Source organism: Christiangramia aestuarii (assembly GCF_009735585.1).
Lineage (GTDB): Bacteria > Bacteroidota > Bacteroidia > Flavobacteriales > Flavobacteriaceae > Christiangramia > Christiangramia aestuarii.
In genome coordinates, this window is record NZ_VJVW01000001.1 from 46,180 (window position 1) to 68,956 (window position 22,777).

At 42.1% G+C, this 22,777-nt stretch carries 19 protein-coding genes; 6 read left to right on the forward strand and 13 right to left on the reverse strand.

Annotated elements, in window-relative coordinates:
- Window positions 1-15 precede the first annotated feature (15 nt).
- Complete coding sequence (locus FLP08_RS00225) at window positions 16-162, reverse strand: hypothetical protein (RefSeq protein WP_156272841.1); 147 nt, start codon at window positions 160-162, stop codon at window positions 16-18.
- 189 nt (window positions 163-351) lie between these two features.
- Here FLP08_RS00225 and FLP08_RS00230 point away from each other — a divergent pair, with 189 nt between their 5' ends.
- Window positions 352-1,200: a TolB family protein gene (locus FLP08_RS00230; protein WP_156272843.1), complete on the forward strand. Its 849-nt coding sequence runs from the start codon at window positions 352-354 to the stop codon at window positions 1,198-1,200.
- Window positions 1,201-1,243: 43 nt separating this feature from the next.
- Complete coding sequence (locus tag FLP08_RS00235) at window positions 1,244-1,807, forward strand: dihydrofolate reductase family protein (protein WP_156272845.1); 564 nt, start codon at window positions 1,244-1,246, stop codon at window positions 1,805-1,807.
- Here the strand turns inward: FLP08_RS00235 and FLP08_RS00240 are convergent.
- The 5 genes from FLP08_RS00240 to FLP08_RS00260 form a co-directional block, all read right to left on the reverse strand.
- Window positions 1,789-3,177 carry a YfcC family protein gene (locus FLP08_RS00240; RefSeq protein ID WP_156272847.1) on the reverse strand — a complete coding sequence of 463 codons (1,389 nt, stop codon included), beginning with the start codon at window positions 3,175-3,177 and terminating at the stop codon, window positions 1,789-1,791. The genes FLP08_RS00235 and FLP08_RS00240 overlap by 19 nt on opposite strands.
- 4 nt (window positions 3,178-3,181) lie before the next feature.
- Window positions 3,182-4,084 carry a cyanophycinase gene (locus tag FLP08_RS00245; protein WP_238388420.1) on the reverse strand — a complete coding sequence of 301 codons (903 nt, stop codon included), beginning with the start codon at window positions 4,082-4,084 and terminating at the stop codon, window positions 3,182-3,184.
- A 26-nt stretch (window positions 4,085-4,110) separates the two neighbouring features.
- A complete protein-coding gene (locus FLP08_RS00250; protein ID WP_156272849.1) occupies window positions 4,111-5,058 on the reverse strand; it encodes an isoaspartyl peptidase/L-asparaginase family protein in 948 nt (315 codons plus the stop codon).
- Between the two features lie 139 nt (window positions 5,059-5,197).
- Window positions 5,198-6,538, reverse strand: coding sequence for a RagB/SusD family nutrient uptake outer membrane protein (locus FLP08_RS00255; RefSeq protein ID WP_156272851.1), 1,341 nt, complete (start codon window positions 6,536-6,538; stop codon window positions 5,198-5,200).
- Window positions 6,539-6,547: 9 nt separating this feature from the next.
- Window positions 6,548-9,547: a SusC/RagA family TonB-linked outer membrane protein gene (locus FLP08_RS00260; protein WP_156272853.1), complete on the reverse strand. Its 3,000-nt coding sequence runs from the start codon at window positions 9,545-9,547 to the stop codon at window positions 6,548-6,550.
- Window positions 9,548-10,121: 574 nt separating this feature from the next.
- Here FLP08_RS00260 and FLP08_RS00265 point away from each other — a divergent pair.
- Both FLP08_RS00265 and FLP08_RS00270 read left to right on the forward strand, forming a co-directional pair.
- Entirely contained in the window at window positions 10,122-11,837 is a 1,716-nt protein-coding gene (locus FLP08_RS00265; RefSeq protein WP_156272855.1) for an amidohydrolase, read from the forward strand.
- Between the two features lie 163 nt (window positions 11,838-12,000).
- Window positions 12,001-13,380, forward strand: a complete 1,380-nt coding sequence (locus FLP08_RS00270) for a S41 family peptidase (protein WP_156272857.1) — start codon at window positions 12,001-12,003, stop codon at window positions 13,378-13,380.
- A gap of 112 nt (window positions 13,381-13,492) precedes the next feature.
- Here FLP08_RS00270 and FLP08_RS00275 read toward each other — a convergent pair whose 3' ends face one another.
- Both FLP08_RS00275 and FLP08_RS00280 read right to left on the reverse strand, forming a co-directional pair.
- Window positions 13,493-14,098: a thioredoxin family protein gene (locus FLP08_RS00275; protein WP_156272859.1), complete on the reverse strand. Its 606-nt coding sequence runs from the start codon at window positions 14,096-14,098 to the stop codon at window positions 13,493-13,495.
- A gap of 16 nt (window positions 14,099-14,114) precedes the next feature.
- On the reverse strand, window positions 14,115-14,732 hold the full coding sequence (locus FLP08_RS00280) for a TlpA disulfide reductase family protein (protein ID WP_156272861.1): 618 nt from the start codon (window positions 14,730-14,732) through the stop codon (window positions 14,115-14,117).
- A 259-nt stretch (window positions 14,733-14,991) separates the two neighbouring features.
- On the opposite strand from FLP08_RS00280, the gene FLP08_RS00285 reads away from it, so the two are divergent.
- On the forward strand, window positions 14,992-16,398 hold the full coding sequence (locus FLP08_RS00285; protein ID WP_156272863.1) for an MBL fold metallo-hydrolase: 1,407 nt from the start codon (window positions 14,992-14,994) through the stop codon (window positions 16,396-16,398).
- A gap of 44 nt (window positions 16,399-16,442) precedes the next feature.
- Here FLP08_RS00285 and FLP08_RS00290 read toward each other — a convergent pair whose 3' ends face one another.
- A complete protein-coding gene (locus FLP08_RS00290) occupies window positions 16,443-17,030 on the reverse strand; it encodes a class I SAM-dependent methyltransferase (RefSeq protein WP_156272865.1) in 588 nt (195 codons plus the stop codon).
- Window positions 17,031-17,148: 118 nt separating this feature from the next.
- On the opposite strand from FLP08_RS00290, the gene FLP08_RS00295 reads away from it, so the two are divergent.
- Window positions 17,149-17,490, forward strand: a complete 342-nt coding sequence (locus FLP08_RS00295) for a rhodanese-like domain-containing protein (RefSeq protein WP_156272867.1) — start codon at window positions 17,149-17,151, stop codon at window positions 17,488-17,490.
- A 66-nt stretch (window positions 17,491-17,556) separates the two neighbouring features.
- Here the strand turns inward: FLP08_RS00295 and FLP08_RS00300 are convergent, their stop codons facing one another.
- Genes FLP08_RS00300 through FLP08_RS00315 form a run of 4 tightly spaced genes read right to left on the reverse strand, consistent with a single transcriptional unit; the run spans window position 17,557 to window position 22,635 of the window.
- Entirely contained in the window at window positions 17,557-18,945 is a 1,389-nt protein-coding gene (locus FLP08_RS00300; protein ID WP_156272869.1) for a TolC family protein, read from the reverse strand.
- Window positions 18,942-20,294, reverse strand: coding sequence for an HlyD family secretion protein (locus FLP08_RS00305; protein WP_156272871.1), 1,353 nt, complete (start codon window positions 20,292-20,294; stop codon window positions 18,942-18,944). Before FLP08_RS00305 ends, FLP08_RS00300 begins: the two co-directional genes overlap by 4 nt.
- Window positions 20,295-20,297: 3 nt before the next feature.
- Window positions 20,298-21,959, reverse strand: a complete 1,662-nt coding sequence (locus FLP08_RS00310; RefSeq protein ID WP_156272873.1) for a peptidase domain-containing ABC transporter — start codon at window positions 21,957-21,959, stop codon at window positions 20,298-20,300.
- Window positions 21,949-22,635: a TetR family transcriptional regulator gene (locus FLP08_RS00315; RefSeq protein ID WP_162430861.1), complete on the reverse strand. Its 687-nt coding sequence runs from the start codon at window positions 22,633-22,635 to the stop codon at window positions 21,949-21,951. Before FLP08_RS00315 ends, FLP08_RS00310 begins: the two co-directional genes overlap by 11 nt.
- Window positions 22,636-22,777: the final 142 nt, after the last annotated feature.

A 22,777-nucleotide genomic window follows, 5' to 3' on the forward strand; every position in this document is an offset into this window, starting at 1 on the left:
AACTGGTTTTGAACTTTAAGCCTTCTTTTCTTCCTGGTCTATGATCTGGTTCGTCACTTTATTCTTCAATGATTTCAGGATCTTGGCATCAAAATAGACCCCATCGTAATGCATATCGGCCAAAACGAAACTTTCCCTGGTATTTTTGTGATAAGTGTCCATAATCTTTTTTCTTTTAAAGATACTATTTTGTTTAATATTTATTCATATAGATTAAACAATTAAAATATAATTAACAGCCCTGATTCCCAGCAAACAAGAAAAAAACTTTCGGTTAAATTGATTAACTTGAGAATTCCTACCAACTCATTAACCTGCATTTGACCAGTGAAGAATTTTAAAATTCTATAGATGAGAAAATTCATTCTAATTAGTATTGCACTATTCCTATTAAACCAACAATCTCAGGAACGCTTATTGTTTTCATCCTCGCGAAATGGGAATTCCGATATATTTATGATGAATGGTGATGGAAGCGAGCTGGATCAGTTGACAAAAAGCGAATTTGAAGAATGGAGTCCGGTTTGGATTACTGAAGACCAAATTTCATTTTTGAGACAGAAAGATGAGATCTCAAGAATAAGGCTGAAAATTTCCACTGGTGAAGAATGGGAGATACCTCAGCCGAAGAATTGTTCACTTGATGATAAGAATGTGTTGTACTCCCCCACCTCAAACTTGCAATTATACAGTTGCCAGAAGGATATATCCCTTTATGATCCTGAAAAAGATGAAACTACTAACCTTACCGAGGAACTGGAAGGAACATCGCGGTATCAAAGCTGGAATTATGATGGGAAAAAGCTCATTTTCACCAATAACGCGAGGGGAAATAATGATGTCTATCAATTAAATCTGGAAACAAAAAGCCTGAGTCTTTTAACCAATTTCGATTCTAATGATGAGCGTGGGGAAATATCTCCAGATGGTCGATTACTTGTTTTTAGTTCAGATAAATTCGAAGCTAAGAACCAGGACATTTTGATCATGGACCTTCATTCAGGAAAACTTACCAATATCACCAACTCCGCCGCTACGGAACTTATTGCAAGATTTTCAGCAGATGGCAATAATATTTACTTTGGGAGTAACATGGATGGAAACTGGGAGATCTATTCTTATAATTTGAAGACGAAAAGGACTTCCAGGCTTACCCAGGATAATGCTTTCGACGGAGACCCAAGAATATTTAAAAAGTAGTTAGATCTGGCTTATTCCTACAATTAATAGAACTTCTAATACCATGAATAAAGTATTTATCGCCACCAGCCTGGACGGATACATCGCCGATAAGAATGGCGGCATAGACTGGCTGCATTCCATCCCCAACCCGGATCAAACAGATATGGGATATTCTGAATTCATGGCGGGCATTGATGCCATCATGATGGGCCGAAATACCTTTGAAACCGTATGTGGCTTCGATATGGATTGGCCTTACCAGAAACCGGTTTACGTGTTAAGCCATAGCCTTACTGAAGTTCCAGACTCACTTGAAGGTAAGGTCGAAATCCTTAATGGTCCCCTGAAAAAAGTGTTGAAGGATATTCATGCGAAAGGGTACAATGATCTATATATAGACGGTGGAAAGACCATCCAAAGCTTTCTGAAGGAGGATCTTATTGAAGAAATTTGCATTACAATCATCCCAGTTTTACTGGGTGATGGTATTCGCCTTTTTCAGGACCTCCCGAAAAAATTGGATTTTGAATGTATTTCGACCAGGATATTCCTGGAGCAGGTGGTTCAGAACCATTTCCGAAGGAAAAGAACTAAAATTAAAGAATCTTACCATTCAAATAGATAAAGCGGTGGCAGCAATAAAAGCATGGAAACCAGGATAAGAATTAGCACAATAGGAAATGCCCACTTAAGCCAGGTGTTATAAGGAATCTTTGCAATAGATAATACTCCCATGGTCACTCCGCTGGTTGGAACTATTATATTGGTAAGCCCATCCCCCATTTGAAAAGCGAGCACGGCTATCTGACGGCCAATTCCAAGTACATCGCTTAAGGGAGCCATAATGGGCATGGTAAGCGCCGCCTGGCCAGATCCAGAGGGAATAAAGAAATTAAGGCTACATTGGAAGAGAAACATCAAGCCCGCTGATAAATACTTTGGAGTATCCACGGCAATACTGGCAACAGAATGTAACATGGTATCTATGATCAGCCCATCTTCAGCAATGATCAAAAGACCCTTGGCCAGCCCAATAATAAGCGCTGCCTTCATCATATCCTTAGCTCCATCTACAAAGGCCTCGATAGCCCTTGAAACTGAAATCCGGTAGACCACAGCAGCAAAAATAGAAAGACCTATAAAAAGAGCTGCGATCTCATTGATATACCAGCCATAAGTGTTCACTCCATAGATAAGTAATCCCAGGGTAAACAACAGGCCATAAAGAATGATCTTACGCCTGTTGTTCAATTCTGGAAAATCAGTCATTTTAAGGGATTCATCCATTTTAATATCCATCCCTGCAAGCAGGCTGTTCTTTGGATCTTTTTCGATCTTTCGGGAGTATCTGTATAAGGCTATTGCAGCAATAAGGGTTAGTACAACCCATACGACCAGGCGGTATTCCATTCCGCCAAATAAAGGCACCTGGGCAATTCCCTGGGCAATGCCAATGGTGAAAGGATTGGTGATGGCACCAGCAAAACCAACTCCGGTTCCAATTACCGGAATCCCCGCTCCTATAATGGCATCGTATCCAAGTGCATTTGCCAGTGGGATGGTGATCAATACAAAAACAAGTATTTCCTCGCTCATCCCAAAGGTAGCCCCGGCGAGTGAGAACAAGACCGTAAGTATGGGTACGATCCAGTGTTTATACTGGGGATTTCTTTCTGCAAATTTTATTACGTTAAACAATCCGGCATTAATAGCCCCGGTAGCATTGATCAGGGAAAATGCTCCACCTACAAGAAAAACAAATCCTATCACAAAAGCAGCTGAAATAAATCCTTTGATAGGCGCACTTAAAAATGCGCCTATCCCCTGCGGATTCGCTTCTAGCTTTTCATAGGATCCTGCGACGATCATTTCGGTACCATCCACGATTTCCCGCTCAAATTCTCCGGCCGGAATGATCCAGGTAAGAATGATAAAGACCAGTGAGATGCCTAATATGATCGCAATGGTATCAGGGAATTTTCTTGTTTTGCTCATAAGGCTACTTGTTGATCAATGAGAATTTTTCTCCCGGTAGGATCACGCTCAGGTCAAGACCTCTTGTTCCCAATAATCCGTTCTTTACCGTTTTATTTTCATCCTTATTTTTAAGCACGATTACCTGTGAAACCCCAAGAACCTCTACGCTGTCCCCTTCTACCAGGATCGCCGTAGATTCATCTATTCCTATGGAAATTTCTTCAGGATTTTCAATAGCAGTACTTATAAGCCTGTTCATACGCATTCGCTGAATAAAATGCTGGTCTACAATGGCATTTTCCAGCAGCCCCAGGCCTTCTTTTAATTCAATATTTTCAGACTCTATAGTTCTGAAATCTCCGGTGTATTCAGTATGTTTGAATTCGTCTCCTGTGATCATTTTTTTGCTCATCACCGCCGCCCCGGCACTGGTCCCGGCAATGGTTGCTCCATTGCGGTAAGCCGATTTAATTGCATCTGCAATTGGAGAATTGAGTACAACCTCCATAAACCTGTTCTGGTCCCCTCCGGAAATATATATAAGCCCGGCTTTTGAAAGCGAATCGAGCTGCTCTACGTTCTGCCTGTTCTTTTCAAAATTAAAGCCTTTGATCCTGTCTTTTTCTATCCCAAGCTCGGTGAATTGTTGGGCCGCATAATAGACTGCCGAATCGGGTTCAGCACTGGCCATGGGCAGGATAACTATATAATTGGATTCTTTCAAATCGCTAACATCAATAAGCTTTTGAACGAGTTCTGGAGGACGCTTTCCTCCACCAATAATAAAGAGTTTTCCCTCATTTAAATTTTTAGAAGCAGTAGTCGCTTCAATATCCTGGAAAATTTCATCAGTCTTTTTTTTATCATCGCAGGATAAGGCCATAATCGTAATAAGCAGCAATCCTGTAAATCTTAATAATTTCATAGTTTTTCAATAAGAAAAGAGGAAAATTAAAGCTTTTCCTCTTCATTCCATATGTAAATATTTTTTTCCTTTTCTGTAAGCACCCCACGGTACATCCCTGCAGAGTTATAAGGCATGGCCACTCTTCCTTCAGAATCAACCGCGATCAAACCGCCGTCACCTCCAAGCTTTCCATGATGTTCATGAATAGCTTTTTCTGAAGCTTCTTCCAGGCTCAGGCCGGCGAATTCCATCAAATTCGAAACATAAGAAGCGACCGTGGCCCTGATAAAGAATTCCCCGATCCCCGTGCAGGAAACGGCGCAGGTCCTGTTCTGGGCGTAGGTACCACTGCCAATGATCGCAGAATCACCTATGCGGCCTTCCATCTTATTGGTCATGCCTCCGGTAGATGTAGCTGCCGCGAGATTCCCGTGACTGTCCATCGCCACAGCGCCTACAGTTCCTTTTTTAAAATTAGAATGGTCCAGGAAGGTTTCATCAGATTTTAAGGCTTTTGCCTGTTTCCATTGCTGCTCCCTGAAAGGAGTATCAAACCATGAATTCTCTACCATTTCGTGTTCCAGGCTTTCTGCAAGCTCATCGGCTTCCTTCCCGGCGATCATGATTATATCGTCCCGGTCCAGCAGCGTTTTGGCGAACCTAATAGGATTCTTAATGCGTTCACTGTTCGCCAGAGCTCCGGCCTTAAGATTGGAGCCATCCATAATCGAAGCTTCCAGGAGGTGCTTGCCGTTCCTGGAGTACACGGCTCCTTTGCCCGCATTGAAGTGATGACTGTTTTCCAGGGCTACTACCGCTTCCTGTACAGCCTCTATAGCCGAGCCTCCACCGGCCAGTATCTTTTCTCCGGCCTTGAGGCTTTTATCCAGATCATTCAGAATAAGGGCTTTTTCCTTTTCTGAAAGATTGGACTTTTCTATGACCCCCGCACCCCCATGAATGCAAAGGGTATATTTTTTATTCTTTGTCATTAAATTCAATAATTGATTAAACTGCAGAAGAGATTCTGCCAAAAGTTAGCAATAGATCAAATGGTCCAGGACTGGGAGTTTGGCAGTAATTCAAACACGAACTCCCAGCTAAGACCACTAATCAATCAAACACTTACAACTAGTAACCTGGATTCTGAACCAGGGTTCCTCCAGAGATGGTGATCTCCCTTTGCGGAATTGGATATACGGTCCTGAAAGACTCTATCCCTAAAACTTCCTCAGCTCTTCCCAGTCTTACGATATCAAACCAGCGATGACCTTCAAAAGCAAGTTCACGTGCCCTTTCTTCTAGCAGAACATCTACAAATGATTCAAAATCTGCTACGTCTTCAGCCTCTATTGGCATGGAAGGAAGAGACCTCGTCCTTACCATATTAAGATCTTCCAACGCAAGGTCCAGGTTACCCTGTCTTGCGCGAGCTTCAGCCCTTATAAGGTAAATTTCAGAAAGCCTGAACATGATGGTATTACCATCTACGGTGGCATCATTAACTCCATATTTATCTACGAAAACAACCCGACCATCATCGTAGTAAAGATCTCCTCTTGGGTCATCATCTGCAGCTATATCAGCATAAAAGTCTTCATAACTTGCCGATACTTCCGGCGGAGAAACTGAAAAATATTCAGTAAGATTATTTCCATCGGTTTCAGTGAATTGCAATTCCCAGATGGCCTCATCAGAGCCTTCATTTTCATAGATCTCGTTATAATCGTCATTTAGTCTATAGTCAGGATTGTCCAGCACCAGGGTGGCATAAGCTTCTGCTTCCTCGTAATTTCCTGCATACAAATGAACTCTTGCCAGCAGTGCTTCCGCAGTGGCTTTGGAAACAAGGAATCTTTCCCCGGTATATTCCATAAGCGATTCTGCAGTCTCGAGATCTGAAATGATCTGATTGTAAGATTCAGCAACCGATGATCTTCCAATTCCCAGGGCAGTGCTGTTATCTACATACTCTGTAAAAACCGGAACCCCGAATTCAGAACTCATATTTCTGTATTCTCCGAATTGTCTTAGAGCATCGAAAAGTCCTAAGGCTCTGAAAAAATGCGCAGCACCCATTGACTCGGGATCGTCTAACTGCAGCTCTTCGATCTTTTCGAGGATCAGGTTACTTGAATTTACAAGCGCATAGGCATCTACCCAGGCACTTTCCAGGTAAATACTGGAAGCAGGAACCTGGGCGTTATCAAGTTGCGCGAATCTTTCACGGAATCCCGTAGCGTCTGCAATTCCACCGGTTAGATCCTGGGCCATGATAAATTCACCTCCATAATAGGTGCCAGACTGGGCTACACTATATAGTCCCGTTACGGCAGATTGTAATGATATCGCATCATTGATCGCCTCGGTAGAACGAATTTCGTCGTCCAGTTCAACTTCCAGAACATCACTACACCCAACACTTAATCCCAGGAGTAGAGTTATTGCTAATATTTTATTTATTCTTTTCATAATCGTTTTTTAAAATGAAGCATTTAATCCAATGGTGATGGTACGGGCCTGTCCCAGGGTACCAAAATCTTCACCCTGTAAAATGTTTAGGTCTGTTTGGTTAGAAGTATTCGTAGATACTTCAGGATCGAAACCTAAATAATCTGTGATGGTAACCAGGTTCTGACCCTGAACATAGAAGTTAAGTCTTCCCATCCCCAGGCTATCTACAAAATCACCCGGCAGGTCATACTCCAGCCTCAAAGTTCTCAACCTGATGAAATCACCGTCTTCCAGGAATTGTGTGCTAAACCTCTGCAATTGTCCAGATTCTGTGGAAGGCCTCGGCACATCTGTTTGCTGTCCCGGCTCTCTCCAGTAATTATCATAAACTCTTTCGCTGATGTTTCCATATGGAATTCCACTTCTGGTAAATCCGAAATTCTCATAGGCATGTCTACTCTGGTTAAAGATCTTGTTACCCCCAGAGAACTGCACATTCGCCGTTAAACTGAAATTTTTATAAGAAACTGTATTTAACCATCCACCAAAATAATCGGGTAATGCGCTGCCTACAACCTGGCGATCATCAAAGTCTATCACCCCATCGTTGTTCAAATCTTCGAACAAAGCATCCCCGGTTTGAGGATCTACGCCTTCATATTTTATCAGGAATAAAGTACTTACCGATTCCCCTTCGCTAAGAATATGGTTTCTTCCCACGATCTCGTTGTTGTTGAGCAGGGTTTTTATCTCATTATTCAGAAGAGAGAAATTGAAACCTGAATTCCAGTTAAAATCCTCACCCTGGATAACATTTGCATTCAGACTGAATTCAAATCCGTTATTCTCGATCTCTCCAATATTCTGAAAGACACTGCTGAATCCTGTTAACCCAGATACTCCTGCACTCAGCAGCAGATCTTCGGTTTGCTTGTTAAAATAATCGGCTGTGATACGAAGTCTCTGGTCGAAGAAACCAAGATCCAGCCCGATGTTTAGCTGTTTCGTCTTTTCCCAGCCCAGGTCGGAATTTTCAAGCCTGGCCGGTGCGATCCCTGGCCTATTGTTATAACCAGCAGTTAAAGAATAAGTTCCTACCCAGTTAGATGATATTTCCTGGTTTCCGGTGATCCCGTAACTTCCTCTGATCTTGAAATTTGAAACAGATTCCGAATCAAAGAAATCTTCTTCATTCACTCTCCAGGCAACAGATCCTGAAGGGAAATAGCCGTACTGGTTATCTTCCCCAAACCGTGAAGAACCGTCGGCTCTAAGGGTAAAAGCGAAAATATATCGATTATCAAAAGAGTAGTTAGCTCTTCCAAAGAATGACTGTAAACCGAACTGGTTCTTCCCGGAAGTACTATTGATAATTGTACTCGCCGCAGAAATACTTGTGGTGTTATTTGTAGCAAAACCTACCCCTGCCTGGTCTGAGAACTGGGCCTTGGTTTCCTGCAGGGTCCATCCCGCCAACAGGTCCAGGTCATGCTTTTCAGCGAAAGTCCTGTTATAATTCAGGGTATTTTCTAACTGCCAGGTAGTTTCTTCATAAGTAGCGAAAATAGCCTCTCCGTCATCAGACTTATTTGTTCCCGCCGGAACAAAGGATTCCTCTACAAAATTGGAATAATCTGAAGAGAACATAGATTTAAAAGTAAGGCCGTCAGTTATTTCCCATTCAGCAAAAGCGGAAGCCTGGAAACGGGTACTGCGGGAATCATTGATGTATTCTTCAGCAATTAAAACCGGGTTTTCCAGCGGCCACCAGGTATTGTAACTAAAAGGATTGGTATATTCTCCATTCTCATCTCGGATAGGAGCAGTTGGATCCCAACCCTGAGCATTGATGATCACCCCGTATTCGTCATTTTCGTTGATCGTACGGTCATGTACACTGCGATTCACGAACATGGTGGTTCCGATCTTTACTTTATCATTTATATCATGATCCAGGTTAAGTCTCGTACTTAAACGATCGAACTCCTGCCCAATCTGTATACCTTTCTGATTAAAATAGTTTCCACTAATGAAAAAACGAGTCTTATCTGAACCTCCACGAGCACTCACGTCTACATTCTGTGTGATCCCTGTCCTGAAGATCTCGTCATAGATATTGGTACTAACACCGTTGGACGTATCGATCCAGTCGAAATAATCTTCCCCCAGCCCGTCGAATTCCGCAGCCGTATTAAAGAATTCCTTGAAACGGTTCGGACCTACAAGATCAGGAGTATTGGTAATGGTAGAAAAACCGGTATAATAACCAACATTTACCAAAGTCCTTCCCGATTTACCTCTTTTAGTAGTGATCAAAACCACCCCGTTAGCACCACGCGAACCGTAGATAGAAGCCGCGGCGGCATCTTTTAAAATGGTAATGGTTTTAATATCATTTGGGTTAATATCTGCCAAAGGGTTTGTTGGCTGAATATTACTATTCAAAGCTGAATTATTCCTGGAAACAAGTGGCACACCATCTACAATGAATAGCGGCTGGCTACTTGCAGAGATGGAAGAAACTCCCCTGATATTCACATTAATGGCAGCTCCCGGTGTTGCGGAAGATGAAGAAATATTCACCCCAGGAGTCTGTCCCTGCAGGGCCGATTCGAAACTCGCTGCCGGTGTTTTTCCTATCTCTTCGGTATCTATGGTCTGGATACTACTACTAACATCCTTTTCTTCCTGGGTTCCATAACCAACGATGACCACCTCATCCAGGGTCTGGTCTGCCGATAGACTCACCTGGTAGGAAGTAGCATCGGTAAGAGTTATGGTTTTAGACTGGTACCCCACAAAGGATACTTCCAGGGCTTCTGTGCCTTCAGGTACATCTATGGCAAAATTACCATCAAAATCGGTCACAACCCCCATGCTTGATTCTGGAACAAGAACATTCGCGCCCAGTAATGGTTCCCCGGTATCTTCAGCAGTAACAGTACCGGTAATATTTCTCTGTGCAAAGCCCGTGGCGACGCAGCTAAAGAAAATGAGGTATATAAAAAATTGTTTAGAAAATTTCATTTTTAGTTTAATTGATTAATACTAATAGGAATCTACTGCCCCTGCCGTTTTTCTAGAAGAGTTATAGTAGATCTCCAAAAAAACAGTAAGGTGGTTTTAAAAAATGAAATTGTCTAGCAATCGAATATCGGCTGAAGTCCCATTAAGGTCAATGGTTTACAGCAGATAAAATATTTAAAGGAATTAAAATTGAACATGGCTTATAATTAAATTAGAAAAATTGAAATTATAATCCGGTCTCAAGAAATTGAACCGATCTTAAAGCGATAAAATTCGGGAAAGGGTTCTAGCAATCAAATATCGGCTGCAGCCCAAGAAGTGTAAAAGGCTTACATTTAATTACCGATATTGAAAAACTGCTTTTCAAGCTAATTTGGTTTTTAACTGTTCATAAAAGTATAAAATATTCTTAATAATCAAAATTTTAAATAAGGATCTTCCCAAAAGCTTAGAAAATTATATTCTGAAAGATCGTTTTACCGAGAAATCGCGAAAATGAAATAATGCAAAAATTTTCGTATTTTCAAATAGTTGTTTTTCAGAAACTTAAAGCCCTCCCGCAAATTCTCAAGCTATGCACATCTTAAGATCCTATTTACTTGTTCCGCTCTATTTTTTTGCCTCAATGGTCATTGCGCAAACAACAAACTCACAAACTACTATTTATTATGGTGGCGATATCCTCACAATGGCCGGGGAAAATCCTGATTATGCTGAAGCTTTAGTAGAAGCCGATGGCAAGATTCTTTTTGTGGGTAGTCTCGAAGAAGCGAAAAAACAGGCAGGAGACGATTATTCTGAAGTAGATCTTAAAGGAAAAACACTATTACCTGGTTTGATCGACGGACACGCTCATTTTAGCAATTTCGCGACCCAGGCAATTGGTGTAAACCTACTGCCGTCACCTGATGGGAAAGCCGATAATATTCCGTCGATGATTGAAGAACTTAGAGCCTGGAACACTCCTGAAAACCGAAAATTGACTGGATGGATATTCGGGATGGGCTTCGACGATTCGGTAATAGATGAAAAGCGATTTCCCACTAAGGAGGACCTGGACAAGGTCACGACTGAATTCCCGATAATGATTATCCATATTTCCGGCCATTTTGCAGTTGTTAATTCTAAAGGTCTTGAAGAATTAGGAATTACTTCTGAAACTGAAGATCCAGAGGGAGGAATAATCAGGCACATGCAAGGATCAAATGAGCCCAATGGCGTACTGGAAGAACTGGCTGCAATTCCTAATATGATGGTCGCCCTCATGCCAGCGACACCTGAGGCTGCACAACGCTTTTTCGATGCCGGCCAGGAGATGGCTCTATCCTATGGTTATACCACAGCCCAGGAAGGAAGGACCATGCAAAATGCCGATCAACTAATGAGCCTGGCTGAAGCCGGTAAACTAAAACTTGATGTGGTGAGTTATGTAGATTACATCATGGCAGACAAATACCTTTCCACCGACTGGTATTCTAAAACTTATAATAATCATTTTAGATTTGGCGGAATGAAGTTAACCCTGGATGGTTCCCCACAGGGAAGAACTGCCTGGAGAACCCAGCCCTACCTGCTTCCACCAGACGGAGCCGCAAAAGATTATTCAGGATATCCCGCGATCCCCAATGATGAAGAGGTGACCGATATTTATCGAAAGGCATTACAAAATAACTGGCAAACTCTCACGCATGCCAACGGAGATGCCGCCATGGATCAAATGATAAGAACTTTAAAACCCCTACTTCAAGAATACGGGAACGAAGACAGGCGTTTTGTGTTGATACACGGTCAATACGTTCGGGAAGACCAGCTGGAAGATTTCAGTGAAATGAGGGTCATTGGTTCTCTTTTTCCTTTACATACTTTTTACTGGGGAGACTGGCATAAGCAGATCATTGGGGATTCTCTTGGGAACAAAATTAGCCCGATGCGTACCGCTTTGAACAAGGGAATGAAAGTGACCATACATTCCGACGCCCCGGTAGCTTTACCCAATTTAATGCGAGTAGTCTGGACTGCGGTGGATCGTACCTCAAGATCTGGAGCCGTAATTGGCGAAAAAGAAAGGCTTACACCTTATGAGGCTATAAAGGCGATTACAGCCTGGAGCGGTTACCAGCATTTTGAAGAAGATAAAAAGGGGACACTAGAAAAAGGAAAGTTGGCAGACATGGTCATCCTGGATCAAAATCCATTAAAGGTAGATCCTGAAAACATCAAGGATATCCTGGTGCTGGAAACGATCAAAGAGGGGAAATCGGTTTATAAAAGAGAGCAATCACTGTACTAGCAAAAGTTCTTATCAAAAAAAAATCCTTCGATCTTCTTTTGGAAAAATTCGATAATTATCAAAATGTATCATTAGTCCAGGAAAGCAGCTCCAGGAAGCTAATTCTTTTTGCAACAGCTTATTTAAAACATCGTCATTATCTTGTGACTATAAACCTGGTATCATGATAAAAAGAAACCTGTTACTGATATGCCTTGCATTTTCGCTTCAGCTTTCAGCACAGTCCTCAAAGATGTTTTCAAAGACCGAAGTAATTCAGGATCTTGATTATCTATATAAAGCATTAAAGGAATCACATTATAACCTATTTGCGTATACCCCGGAAGCCCAATATGACGATGTACATAATCATTTAAAAACATCCATTAACAAAGATTCATTAAGCCTTCTGGAAGCTACGACCATACTGCAGCAGCTTACTTCCTCTGCACAAAATGGTCATACTGAAATAGGATTCCCGGGCCAGTCTTATATAGAATTCGCTTCCGCCGGCGGTAAGCTATTTCCATTGGAACTCGCTATTGAAGGTGACAGGACGCTGGTAAGAAAGAACTGGTCCAATCAAACTATATCTCCGGGTACTCAGGTTGTAGCTATTGATGATGTTCCCATACAAGAGATTTTAACTAAAATCTATCCGCAAATTTCAGCTGAAAGAACCTACTTCAAAAATGCCAAGTTAGAGATGTTTTCCTTTCCCCGATATTACTGGCAGGTATTTGGCGAAAAGGATAATTTCAAGATTGAGGTACTCAGCAATGGCGAACGGAAAACTTTAAATTTGTCAGCAATAGAAGCGATCGAAGACTATGAAATGAAGCGCGAAGAGATACTAAGCTCAAAAATGGAACTTCGTTTTCTAGGATCTACGGCATTTTTAAATCCCGGCAACTTTGGAGGTGATACTGAAATCTACCAATCTTTTATTGACTCTTCTTTTACGCGTATACAGGAGGCTGAAATTGAGAATTTGATCATCGATTTAAGGAACAATGCCGGAGGTGACGATTCCTTCAGCGATTACCTTGTTTCTTATATTGCCGATAGACCCTTCCTTTGGACATCTAATTTTAGCCTGAAGTCAAGTCAGTTGCTAAAAGACCAGGTTCGGAAGGAAAGGGATACCACGCAGCCTTTCTGGAGAGAGGTTTTAGTTCATAAAAATGATGAGATCTATCCTTATAAATTTGAAGCCTTTAAGCCTCAACCAGAAGCTAAGCGCTTTAAAGGTGATGTTTTTGTATTAATTAACAGGCAATCACATTCCCAATCTGCAGTTACTGCTGCACAGATCCAGGATTATGATTTTGGAACCATTGTGGGCGAGGAAACCGGTGATTATCCATCACTTTACGCCTCGGTGTTCTATTTCCAGTTACCAAATACCGGGACCACTGTTCAGGTATCCAAGGGAAGGATCATCCGGGTTAACGGAAGCACCGCTGAAGAAGGAGTAATTCCAGATATATTTATCAAGGATTATCTGCTTGATGAAAATGATGAAATTTTAAACGGATTGCTACAGAAACTTCAAAATGAGTAAAACTAATATCAGTTCCGACTTAGGATTTTAATATTGAAAATTTCGCCTGGATAATCCAAAATAAAAAAAGCTAACAGCAATGCCGTTAGCCCTTTTAATATATATTGAATGTTTAAGCTGTCTTGATACTGCAGCCTACTGCCTTCGTAGTTGACGGCTCCGGCTGTTTTCCATTTTCCATGGCCTCTATTGCATCTTCCACGAATTTCTGCTCTACACCATCCTCATCGCGTACACTATCATCTATGGCGCCATGGTACCTTAATATTCGGTTGGCATCTACTAAAAAGATCTCCGGGGTGCGGGTAGCTCCATATTTTGGGTAAATTTCCTGCCCTTCATCTAGGAGATATAAGAAAGGAAAGCCTTTTTCTTGCGCATTCTCTTTCATGGCCTGGAAACTATCTCCTGGCTGCACCGCTGGATCATTTGGCTGAATGGCCACTACCGGGTACCCTTTAGGAGCATAATTATTATGAAGGTCTATAAGGCGTTGTTCGTTCGCAATGGCGTAAGGACAGGTATTGCAGGTAAAAACCACGATGTAGCCTTTCGGTTCGTTCCCGTTGGCATCCTTTATATTATCAAATTTGTATTCCCTGCCATCGATATTCTTCAATTTAAAATCGGGTGCCTTGTCCCCTATTTCAATGCCATTGATGGGTTGGGCCATTGCAAAGAATAAAATTCCTGCCAGGACTAAAATTAACTTGCTCATAATCTTATGTTTTATGTTATAAAAATTCCTTGATCTCTTTCTCTATTTGCGCCAGGTTCTCGAAGGACGTGCCTATCAGTTTAGTCTGCTCTCCCTTGTAAATATAAGTTGCCGGGATCGCCCCGCTCCAGTCTTCTGAAACCTTATCGATCCAGTTATTGTACTTGCCATCCAGCAAAACCAACACCTTTGAGTTCAGTTTCTTTTCTCTCACGAACGGCACAAGCTTATCCTCTATTTGCTTCGGAAAATCAAGGCTTACCAATACTACTTTCAGTTTTTTATCTGAATAGATGGAGTCGACCGCTTCAAAATAAGGCAGTTCCTTGATGCAGGGTTTGCACCAGGTCGCCCAGAAATTGATCACATAAGTAGTGTCGTTTTCCAGGTGAAAAACAGGTTCCAGGTCTTCAAAATTCTCATAAATGGCTATTCCTTCCATCGTTGAAGAGGGTTCAGGCCATTTTCTGTTAGCTTTGGATTCTTCTGAAAGCTCCGCGGAAATATCTTCCTGTCCCCTATCCTTATTTTCCTTACAGGCCAGGATAGCCAAAAGACTGAAGCTTCCGATTAGAAAACTGAGATAATTACTGAAGATCTTTTCGCTAATCCTGAAGTTCATGTTTTGATCCATTTAAAGCGGATTGAATTTACGCAATAATTTAATTATCAGGCTCTAATAAATTTCAAAAAATACCAGCCAGGTTAAGGAAATCAGTTTTCTTAAGACTAAAATCCAGGTAGGAACGAATTTAAATTTCACATTCCAGGCCTTATGATTGCTAGAAAACTTCCAGAAATGTGATATTTGTTACTTTTTGATAAAATGTCATGGCCTACTTTTGTAGTCATCATTCTGATCTGCATATTTGGATCAGGGAAAATTGAAGCTTATGAAAATTGAACAAATCTATACCGGTTGCCTGGCTCAGGGCGCATATTATATCGAAAGTAATGGAGAAGTAGCGATCATCGATCCGCTTCGTGAAGTCCAGCCTTATATCGACAAGGCCACCGAAGCCGGGGCAAAGATCAAGTATATCTTCGAAACCCATTTTCACGCCGATTTTGTTTCGGGCCACGTGACACTTTCTGAAAAGACCGGAGCACCCATAATCTATGGACCAAACGCCAACCCGAATTTTAAAGCTATTATTGCTGAAGATGGGCAGGAATTCAAACTTGGAGAGCTCACTTTTGTAGCATTGCACACTCCAGGGCATACCATGGAGAGCACTACCTACTTACTGAAAGATAAGGACGGAAAGGATCATGCCCTGTTTACGGGAGATACATTATTCCTCGGCGATGTGGGACGTCCTGACCTTGCCCAGAAGGCGGCCAGCATGACCCAAGATGAACTTGCAGGCATTCTTTTTGACAGTCTTCGCAACAAGATCATGCCCCTGGCAGATGACATTACCGTTTACCCGGCACATGGCGCAGGTTCAGCCTGTGGAAAGAACATGATGAAGGAAACCGTGGATACACTGGGTAACCAGAAAAAGATGAACTATGCCCTGAGGGCAGATATGACCAAAGAGGAATTCGTGAAAGAAGTGACCGACGGTCTTCTTCCTCCCCCGGCCTATTTCCCTATGAACGTTAAGCTGAACAAGGAGGGTTATAAGGATATTGAAGAGGTAATGAAAACCGGGCATAGCGCGCTAGGCCCTGAGGCTTTTGAAACAGCCGCGAACGAAACCGGGGCGGTCATGCTGGACATCAGGCACCAGTCTGAGTTTGCCAAAGTTCACATTCCAGGCTCGATCTTTATTGGCCTTGATGGAAGTTTCGCCCCATGGGTGGGTGATCTTATTAAGGATGTGCAGCAGCCTATCCTGCTCATTGGCAACGAAGTCCGGATAGAAGAAGCGATCACCCGACTTTCACGAGTAGGTTTTGACAATACGCTTGGATACCTGGAAGGCGGTTTCGAATCCTGGGAGAAAGCCGGGAAAGAAACAGACTCAGTGCGATCCATACCTGCTTCAGAATTTAAGGAGGAAGCTAAAGATGCTCCTGTATTCGACGTACGTAAACCCGGAGAATGGCAGGCAGAACATGTGAAGGATGCTAAGCATACCTCTCTTTCTGAGATCAACGAGCATTTAGCAGAGTATCCTGAAGATGAAACTTTCTACGTACACTGCGCAGGTGGTTACCGAAGTATGATCGCGGCCTCGATCCTGAAGAGCCGTGGAATACACAACCTGGTTGATGTACAGGGCGGATTCAAAGCCATGAAAGAGGCAGGAGTTGAAACCACCGATTATGTATGTCCTTCAACCTTGAAATAATACAAAACTCAATAGATTCAAAGGCGGCAGAAATGTCGCCTTTTTTATTTCCGGAAAACAAGCGTAGTCATCGCCCGGATATCCTGTACATTGGTAGTCTTCACCGGTTCCAGGAGATCAAGCTGATGGATTTCCATCAATTCTGAAATCAGATCGCGGGTGATATAAAAACCAGCTTTTCTATCGTTCACAGGATCCTGAACATTGGGCTTTTCTCCATCCAGGCCAATATCTGAAGCTACCCTGATAAGAAGACTTCCTCCTGGCTTCAAAACCCTGATAAGCTCAGAGAACATTTGTAAAAAATGATCTTTATTTTCAGCAAAATGAAGCACTGCACAGCAGAGAATATGATCAAACTCGTTTTCAGGATATGGTAAGTTCCCAAGCTCTCCCTTTATAAAATTTGAGGCAGCATCAGGATATAGATTTCGTGCAATTCCTAGTCTTTTTTCATCAAGATCTATCCCGCTTATTTTGAATCCGTTCTTATAGAACCATTTTAGGTTGCGACCACTTCCGCAGCCGGCATCCAGGATCTTATCATCCTTTTTATACCGGCCTTTCAGGATCTGATCTATCACGTAGATATCCACATCCCCAAAAAGATCCAAAGTCTGCTGAAATTCCATTTGTTTTGAATATGATCCCAAGTTAAATTAAATTCGCCACTATCATTCGGTAACCAAGGTTACTTTCCAACTCTAAATTGATCCATACTTTTATCGCATGAAACAAATTATTCTCCTAATGTCTCTATTAAGCACAATATTTGGTACGAGTTCTCAGCAGGATGATAACATTCAATTGCTGTCTGCTGAAGAATTCAAAACCGCCATAAACTCAAATAAAGTTCAGTTGATTGATGTTCGCACTCCACGGGAATTTAAACAGGGTGCGATGCAAAATGCTGTAAACCTGGATTTCTTCAACCAGCAGCAATTCAGGGCTGGTCTGGAAAAACTGGACAAATGTGAACCGGTTTACGTTTATTGCCACTCAGGAGGGCGAAGCAGAAATGCCGCCAGTATGATGAAAAAAATGGGTTTTGAGAAGACCTATGACCTGAAAGGTGGATTTTCAAATTATTAAAAATAGATCAAAGCCTATTATTTGCTGAAAAGACCAACTCATAAATCTCGAGCCTAATGTTAAGGCTTAGAAGGTTGCTGTCAGCTTTTTCAGCTCTGCCCGGCTTTTTAGGAATTTAATTGTGATCTCGATCTCTTTCATCCTTGCCGAAATGAATGAATTTTCACGGTTATTTACCAGGAAAAGAGAACTATCCCCCAGTTCGAACTTTCGCTGTTCTGCCTGTACTAAAAGCCCATAGTCACTGGCCAGTTTTCGAATCTTTTCCCGCTGGTCACGGTAGGAGATTATTTCGGTTTCCAGGATTTGCAATTTATTTGAGATTTCCTGTATCGAGTTCATAAGTTCATATCGCGAATTCTCAAGCGCTAGCTTAGCGATCTGCAGTTCTCCACGCTCTTTTCTCATAAAAAGCGGCAGGCTGAATTTGATACCGAACTTATAATCATCCCTATTCAATTGCTGCCATTCCTCGGGTTGTTCCGTCAGGAAATTATAAGTAAGATCCAAATCTGGCAAGAGCCTGTTAGCCTTGAGCCTTTTCTCAACTTCCAGCATATCGAGGTCATACCTCAAAAACCTCAGTTTCGGATTATCGGTCACATTTTCGGTAGCAGCAAGCTCATCTTCCAGCCATAGCTCGTTCACCTGTTCAAGCAAATTCTCTACAGGAATCACCTGTCCGGTTAACTCCAGGGGAACATTATTCTCTGTCCAGAGAAAATTGGCAAGTTTAAGACTGGCCTTCCGGTAGTCAAGTTCAGCCAGCTGCAATTGCACCTGACGATTCTCATAGGCAATATTGGCCTCAAGAGTATCTACCGCAGGTTTATCCCCCGCTGCAAATTGCTTCTTAACCGATATCAACCGAAATTCAGCATTGTTTACAAAGCTGTTATAAAGGGCATACTCCTGGAAAGCAGTATACCATTCGAAATAGGTTAAGGCAGCCTGGTAAAGAACCTCTGCGGTCATGATATCCCTTTTCACGACTGACTGATCCCGATATATTTTGGCCTGTTTTAAGGCAGACATCCGCTCGCTAAGGAATAACCCGTTTGTGATATCCAGAGAAATTCCGGCAGAATAAAGTCCGTCCTCCGGCACGGTATTCTGCGGATTCAGGTAAGTTCCGGAATTCGATTCATATTTTGCGTTCAGCTCCAGCCCGTAATAGGTAGGTATCTTAAAGGCCGCATTGAACAGGTTATAATATTCGGTAGACTTATATTCCTTTTCAGAAAGGTCTGCCTCGACCTTGGGATCAAAATTTCCACGGGCTTTCATTAGCTTGAAATCACCCTCTTCGGTCACCAGCCCAGCCTGTTTTACTAGCGGATGGTACTTCTTGACAATTGCCATGTACTCGTTAAAATCCAGGCGTAAACTATCCTGAGCTAAAACGAAAACCGGCTGAAGACAAAACAGTAATATGAATAATTCTATTCTTCTCATTTCTTCTCTGCCATATTTCCTGATTCTTCGGGAGTATAATAATTTGGTGGGAAGCCATTTAGCTGTCGCCAGAGTTCGTACCAGATTGGAACATCTTCCAGCAAGGCTAATGTGGAAGCACCAGAACCGATCTTGATCTCGGTAGGCCATTCATGGTCTTCCTCGTCTGGAGCCAGCAATACACGGTATTTTCCGTTAGGGCTTATAAAATTCTCTATAGCCACGATCCTAGCACCAAAAGTACCGTAAGAACTGTTTGGCCATCCGCTAAAAACGATCGCAGGCCAGCCATCAAATTGTACCCTTACACTTTCTCCCACATGCAAAAGCGGCATATCGATCGGGTCTACATAAGTTTCTACGGCAAGTTCATAATTCGCCGGCATGATGCTCACCAGGGGTTCGCCCTCTTTAAAGCTCTCTCCTATCCCGGCCTTTATGGCCTTGTTTATATATCCAGATTGAGGGGCACGTATAAAATACATGTCCCGCCGGGTTTCATAATTAGAATAAGAGGTTTCCAGCTTACTGATATCTGCCTGGTTTTGAAACATGGAACTCTCTGCGGTAGACCTTTCACTCTGGGTTTTGGAGATCTTTTCAGCATACTCTGCCTGTATCCTGTTCAGCTCTATCTCGGCATTGATGATCTCGTTTTCAGAAGCCAGCAGCTTGTTCTCCTGAGCTACTTTCTTGGCCTGGGCTTCCTGTAGTTTCAAGCGAGCATTTTCCAGATCCTGCGTAGACTTCAGGCCTTCCTCGTTCAGGGTTTGTGCCCGGTTAAACTGAGACCTGGCGATCTCCAGATTGGTCTCTGCAGCCTGCAGATCTATACTGTCACTGCGGTATTTTAACCTGCTCTGTTTCAACTTGTTCTTAGCCTGGTCTATTTTCAGCTCTTTTTCCTGCTGCAGGGCGCCTACCTGATTGGTAAGAAACCTTATTTTTTCTTCGTAAGACTTCTGTGAACTTTCCTTGACCCTTATCTGGTCACCCGTCCTATCTACCAGCTTAGGATCAAAATATTCGCTTTTGATCTCCGAAATATGTAGTAAAGTATCTCCCTTTTCCACGAAATCACCCTCCCGAATGTACCATTTCTCTATCCTTCCGGGGATTGGAGATTGTATGGTTTGCGGGCGCTGGTCTGGAGTCAAGGTCGTAACATAACCTTTCCCGGCCACGGTCTGGGTCCATGGAAGAAAAAGCACGATCACCAGGATAACAGCGAAAACAATTAAAAAACGGTTGAAATATTTCTGGTTTCTTTCCGCAAAAACTTTCTTGCCCGATTCATATTGCCTCAGGTCTACCTTCTCGTGCAGGCTATTTCTAGTTATATTCAGCATTTCCTAGTCTTTAGATTTGATCTTGCCCTTCTCAATTCTCAAAAGGCGGTTACAGTATTTTTCCCATTTTGGATCCTTGCTGGCCACTACGATAGTCCAACTATTCTCTTCACTGAAAAGAAATTCCAGGATCCTGCTTTCTTCATCATCATCCAGTTGATCTAATGGATCGTTCAGGATGAGTATAGATGGTTTCTTAACGATCCCACGAGCAAGAATGATCTTCTTGGAGACTGAATAAGGCATTTGAATCCCCTCCGGATAGATCATGGTATTCAAACCTTTAGGCTGTTTTTTCACAAAATCTATAAGTCCGGTCTTTTCTAAAGCCCATTGTATATCCTGTTTTGGGATCTGCTCATCTCCCAAAGTAATATTCTCAAGGATGCTACCTTCAAAGGGAGACTCTTCGCTTATAGACTGACCGATCATGGAGCGATAGTGACTCAGTTTAATGGTCTCTATGGAAATATCATTGATAAAGATTTCGCCCACACTAGGCTGAATAAGACCAGCGATCAGCTTTAAGAGAGTAGATTTCCCGGCACCATTCTCTCCTTTTAATAGGATCTTATCTCCGGGGTTTATACGGAGTTCAAGGCTCTTGATGATTTTCTTTCCATCAAAACCATGGTATTGCACCCCGTTAAGTTCGATAGTAAGGGGTTCACCCATTTCAAAGGGCTCTTCTCCAGTTTGATCTTCCAGTTCCTTATCTACTACCTGCCCCATTTTTTCCAAAGAAGTCAGAATATCGTAAAACGATTCTACTCCCAGGATGATTTTCTCAACCGAACCGATGATCAAAAGAATGATGATCTCTGCCGCAACGAATTGCCCGATGTTCATTTGTTGATTTAGAACAAGTATTCCACCAATGGCCAGAAGTCCTGCTGTTACAAGTACTTTAAATATGATAAGTTGCACGAATTGTATGCGTAGAACCTGGAAATGAGATTCCCTCGCATCAAGATAATCGCTAAGCATGCGATCGTTTTTATTAATGGCCAGGTTTGTACGGCCTGAAATTTTAAAACTAATGAGGGTACGCGCTACTTCTTGTATCCAGTGTGCTATCCGGTATTTGTATTTCGATTCTTCCATACTGGCGTCAAGTCCTTTTTTCCCGGTGATCTTAAAACCTATGTACATGATCACTACTAACAGGATACCATAGATTATAAAAAATGGATGGTATAATGATAGCAGGATAAGACCAAAAAACACCTGTACCAGGGCTGCCGGAAAATCAATGATCACTTTGGAAAGGCCTTTCTGTATGATAAGCACATCAAAAAACCTGTTGGCCAGTTCTGGCGGATAAAAGTTCTTTAGTTCACGTGTCCTGATCTTAGGAAACCGGTAGGTAAATTCGAAGGAAGCTCGGGTAAATATCTTTTGCTGTACATTTTCAAGAATCCTTATCTGCATTAACTGTAAGATCCCCACGAAGCCAACACCCAGGGTAACCACGATCACCAGCACGAACCAGCTCGTAGATATCCTGGCACCCTGCATAAGGTTTACGATCGCCTGGATACCAAGTGGTACCGAAAGGCTTACCAATCCCGCAAAAATGGCATAATAGAATATCTGGAGGAAATCCTTTCGCTCAAGTTTCAGGAGGCCTACAAATCTTTGGAAAGGAGATAATTTATCTTTCATTTGTCTTTTTTAATAAGTTAGAAACCATATTTTCGAAATATCCGGCCGGAGAGTTTTCGGCTCTTTGGTCTGTAATAGACGAAAAATGCTGGTTTATAAAATGCTGGTGGATGGAACCATCAATAATGGTCGTGGCCAGGCTGAAAGGATATTCATAACCTGGATCTACTGCGCTTATCATCTCACTAATACGGGAAACCAGCCTTTTATAGATAACAAAATGGCCGTGCTTGTTCTCTTCGTCTACCTTTTTGGTTAGATAAGATTTTGAAGATTCATTGATAATGATATTGTTCAGGGCCACCTCGTTGATATGTTTAAATCTCATATCTTCGACTACCGGATGAGCCATGACCTCAATGCCTTTCAGCAGTTTTTTGAATGGGTCGTTTATTCCGAGGGTCATCATGGTTAGCTGAAGTTCCTTCCAGCCCCAGAACCAGTTGGTAATGTAAAGCAAGTATTTATGCTTATTCTCAAAATACCTGTAAATTGAGCTTTCGTTTGAGTTTATCTCTGCTCCTAATTTTTTAAAGGTAAACTTTTCGAAGCCTACCTTATCGATAAGCAGGATCCCCTGCCCGATAATATTTTTCCCTAAGGGAGTAGACTCCGGATCCTTGAGGTACAACTCGGTATTCACGGAAATCTTTACATTCTTAAAAACCTGGTCCACAGTAATAGTATTTCCAACAAAACTAATAGTATTACTATCACTATTTCAAATTTTAGCAGTTAATTAACTCTTGTAAAAGTATTTTAAAGCCTCTTAGCTCTGTATATCAAACATTTAAAAAATATTTGACCCGTCTAAAACT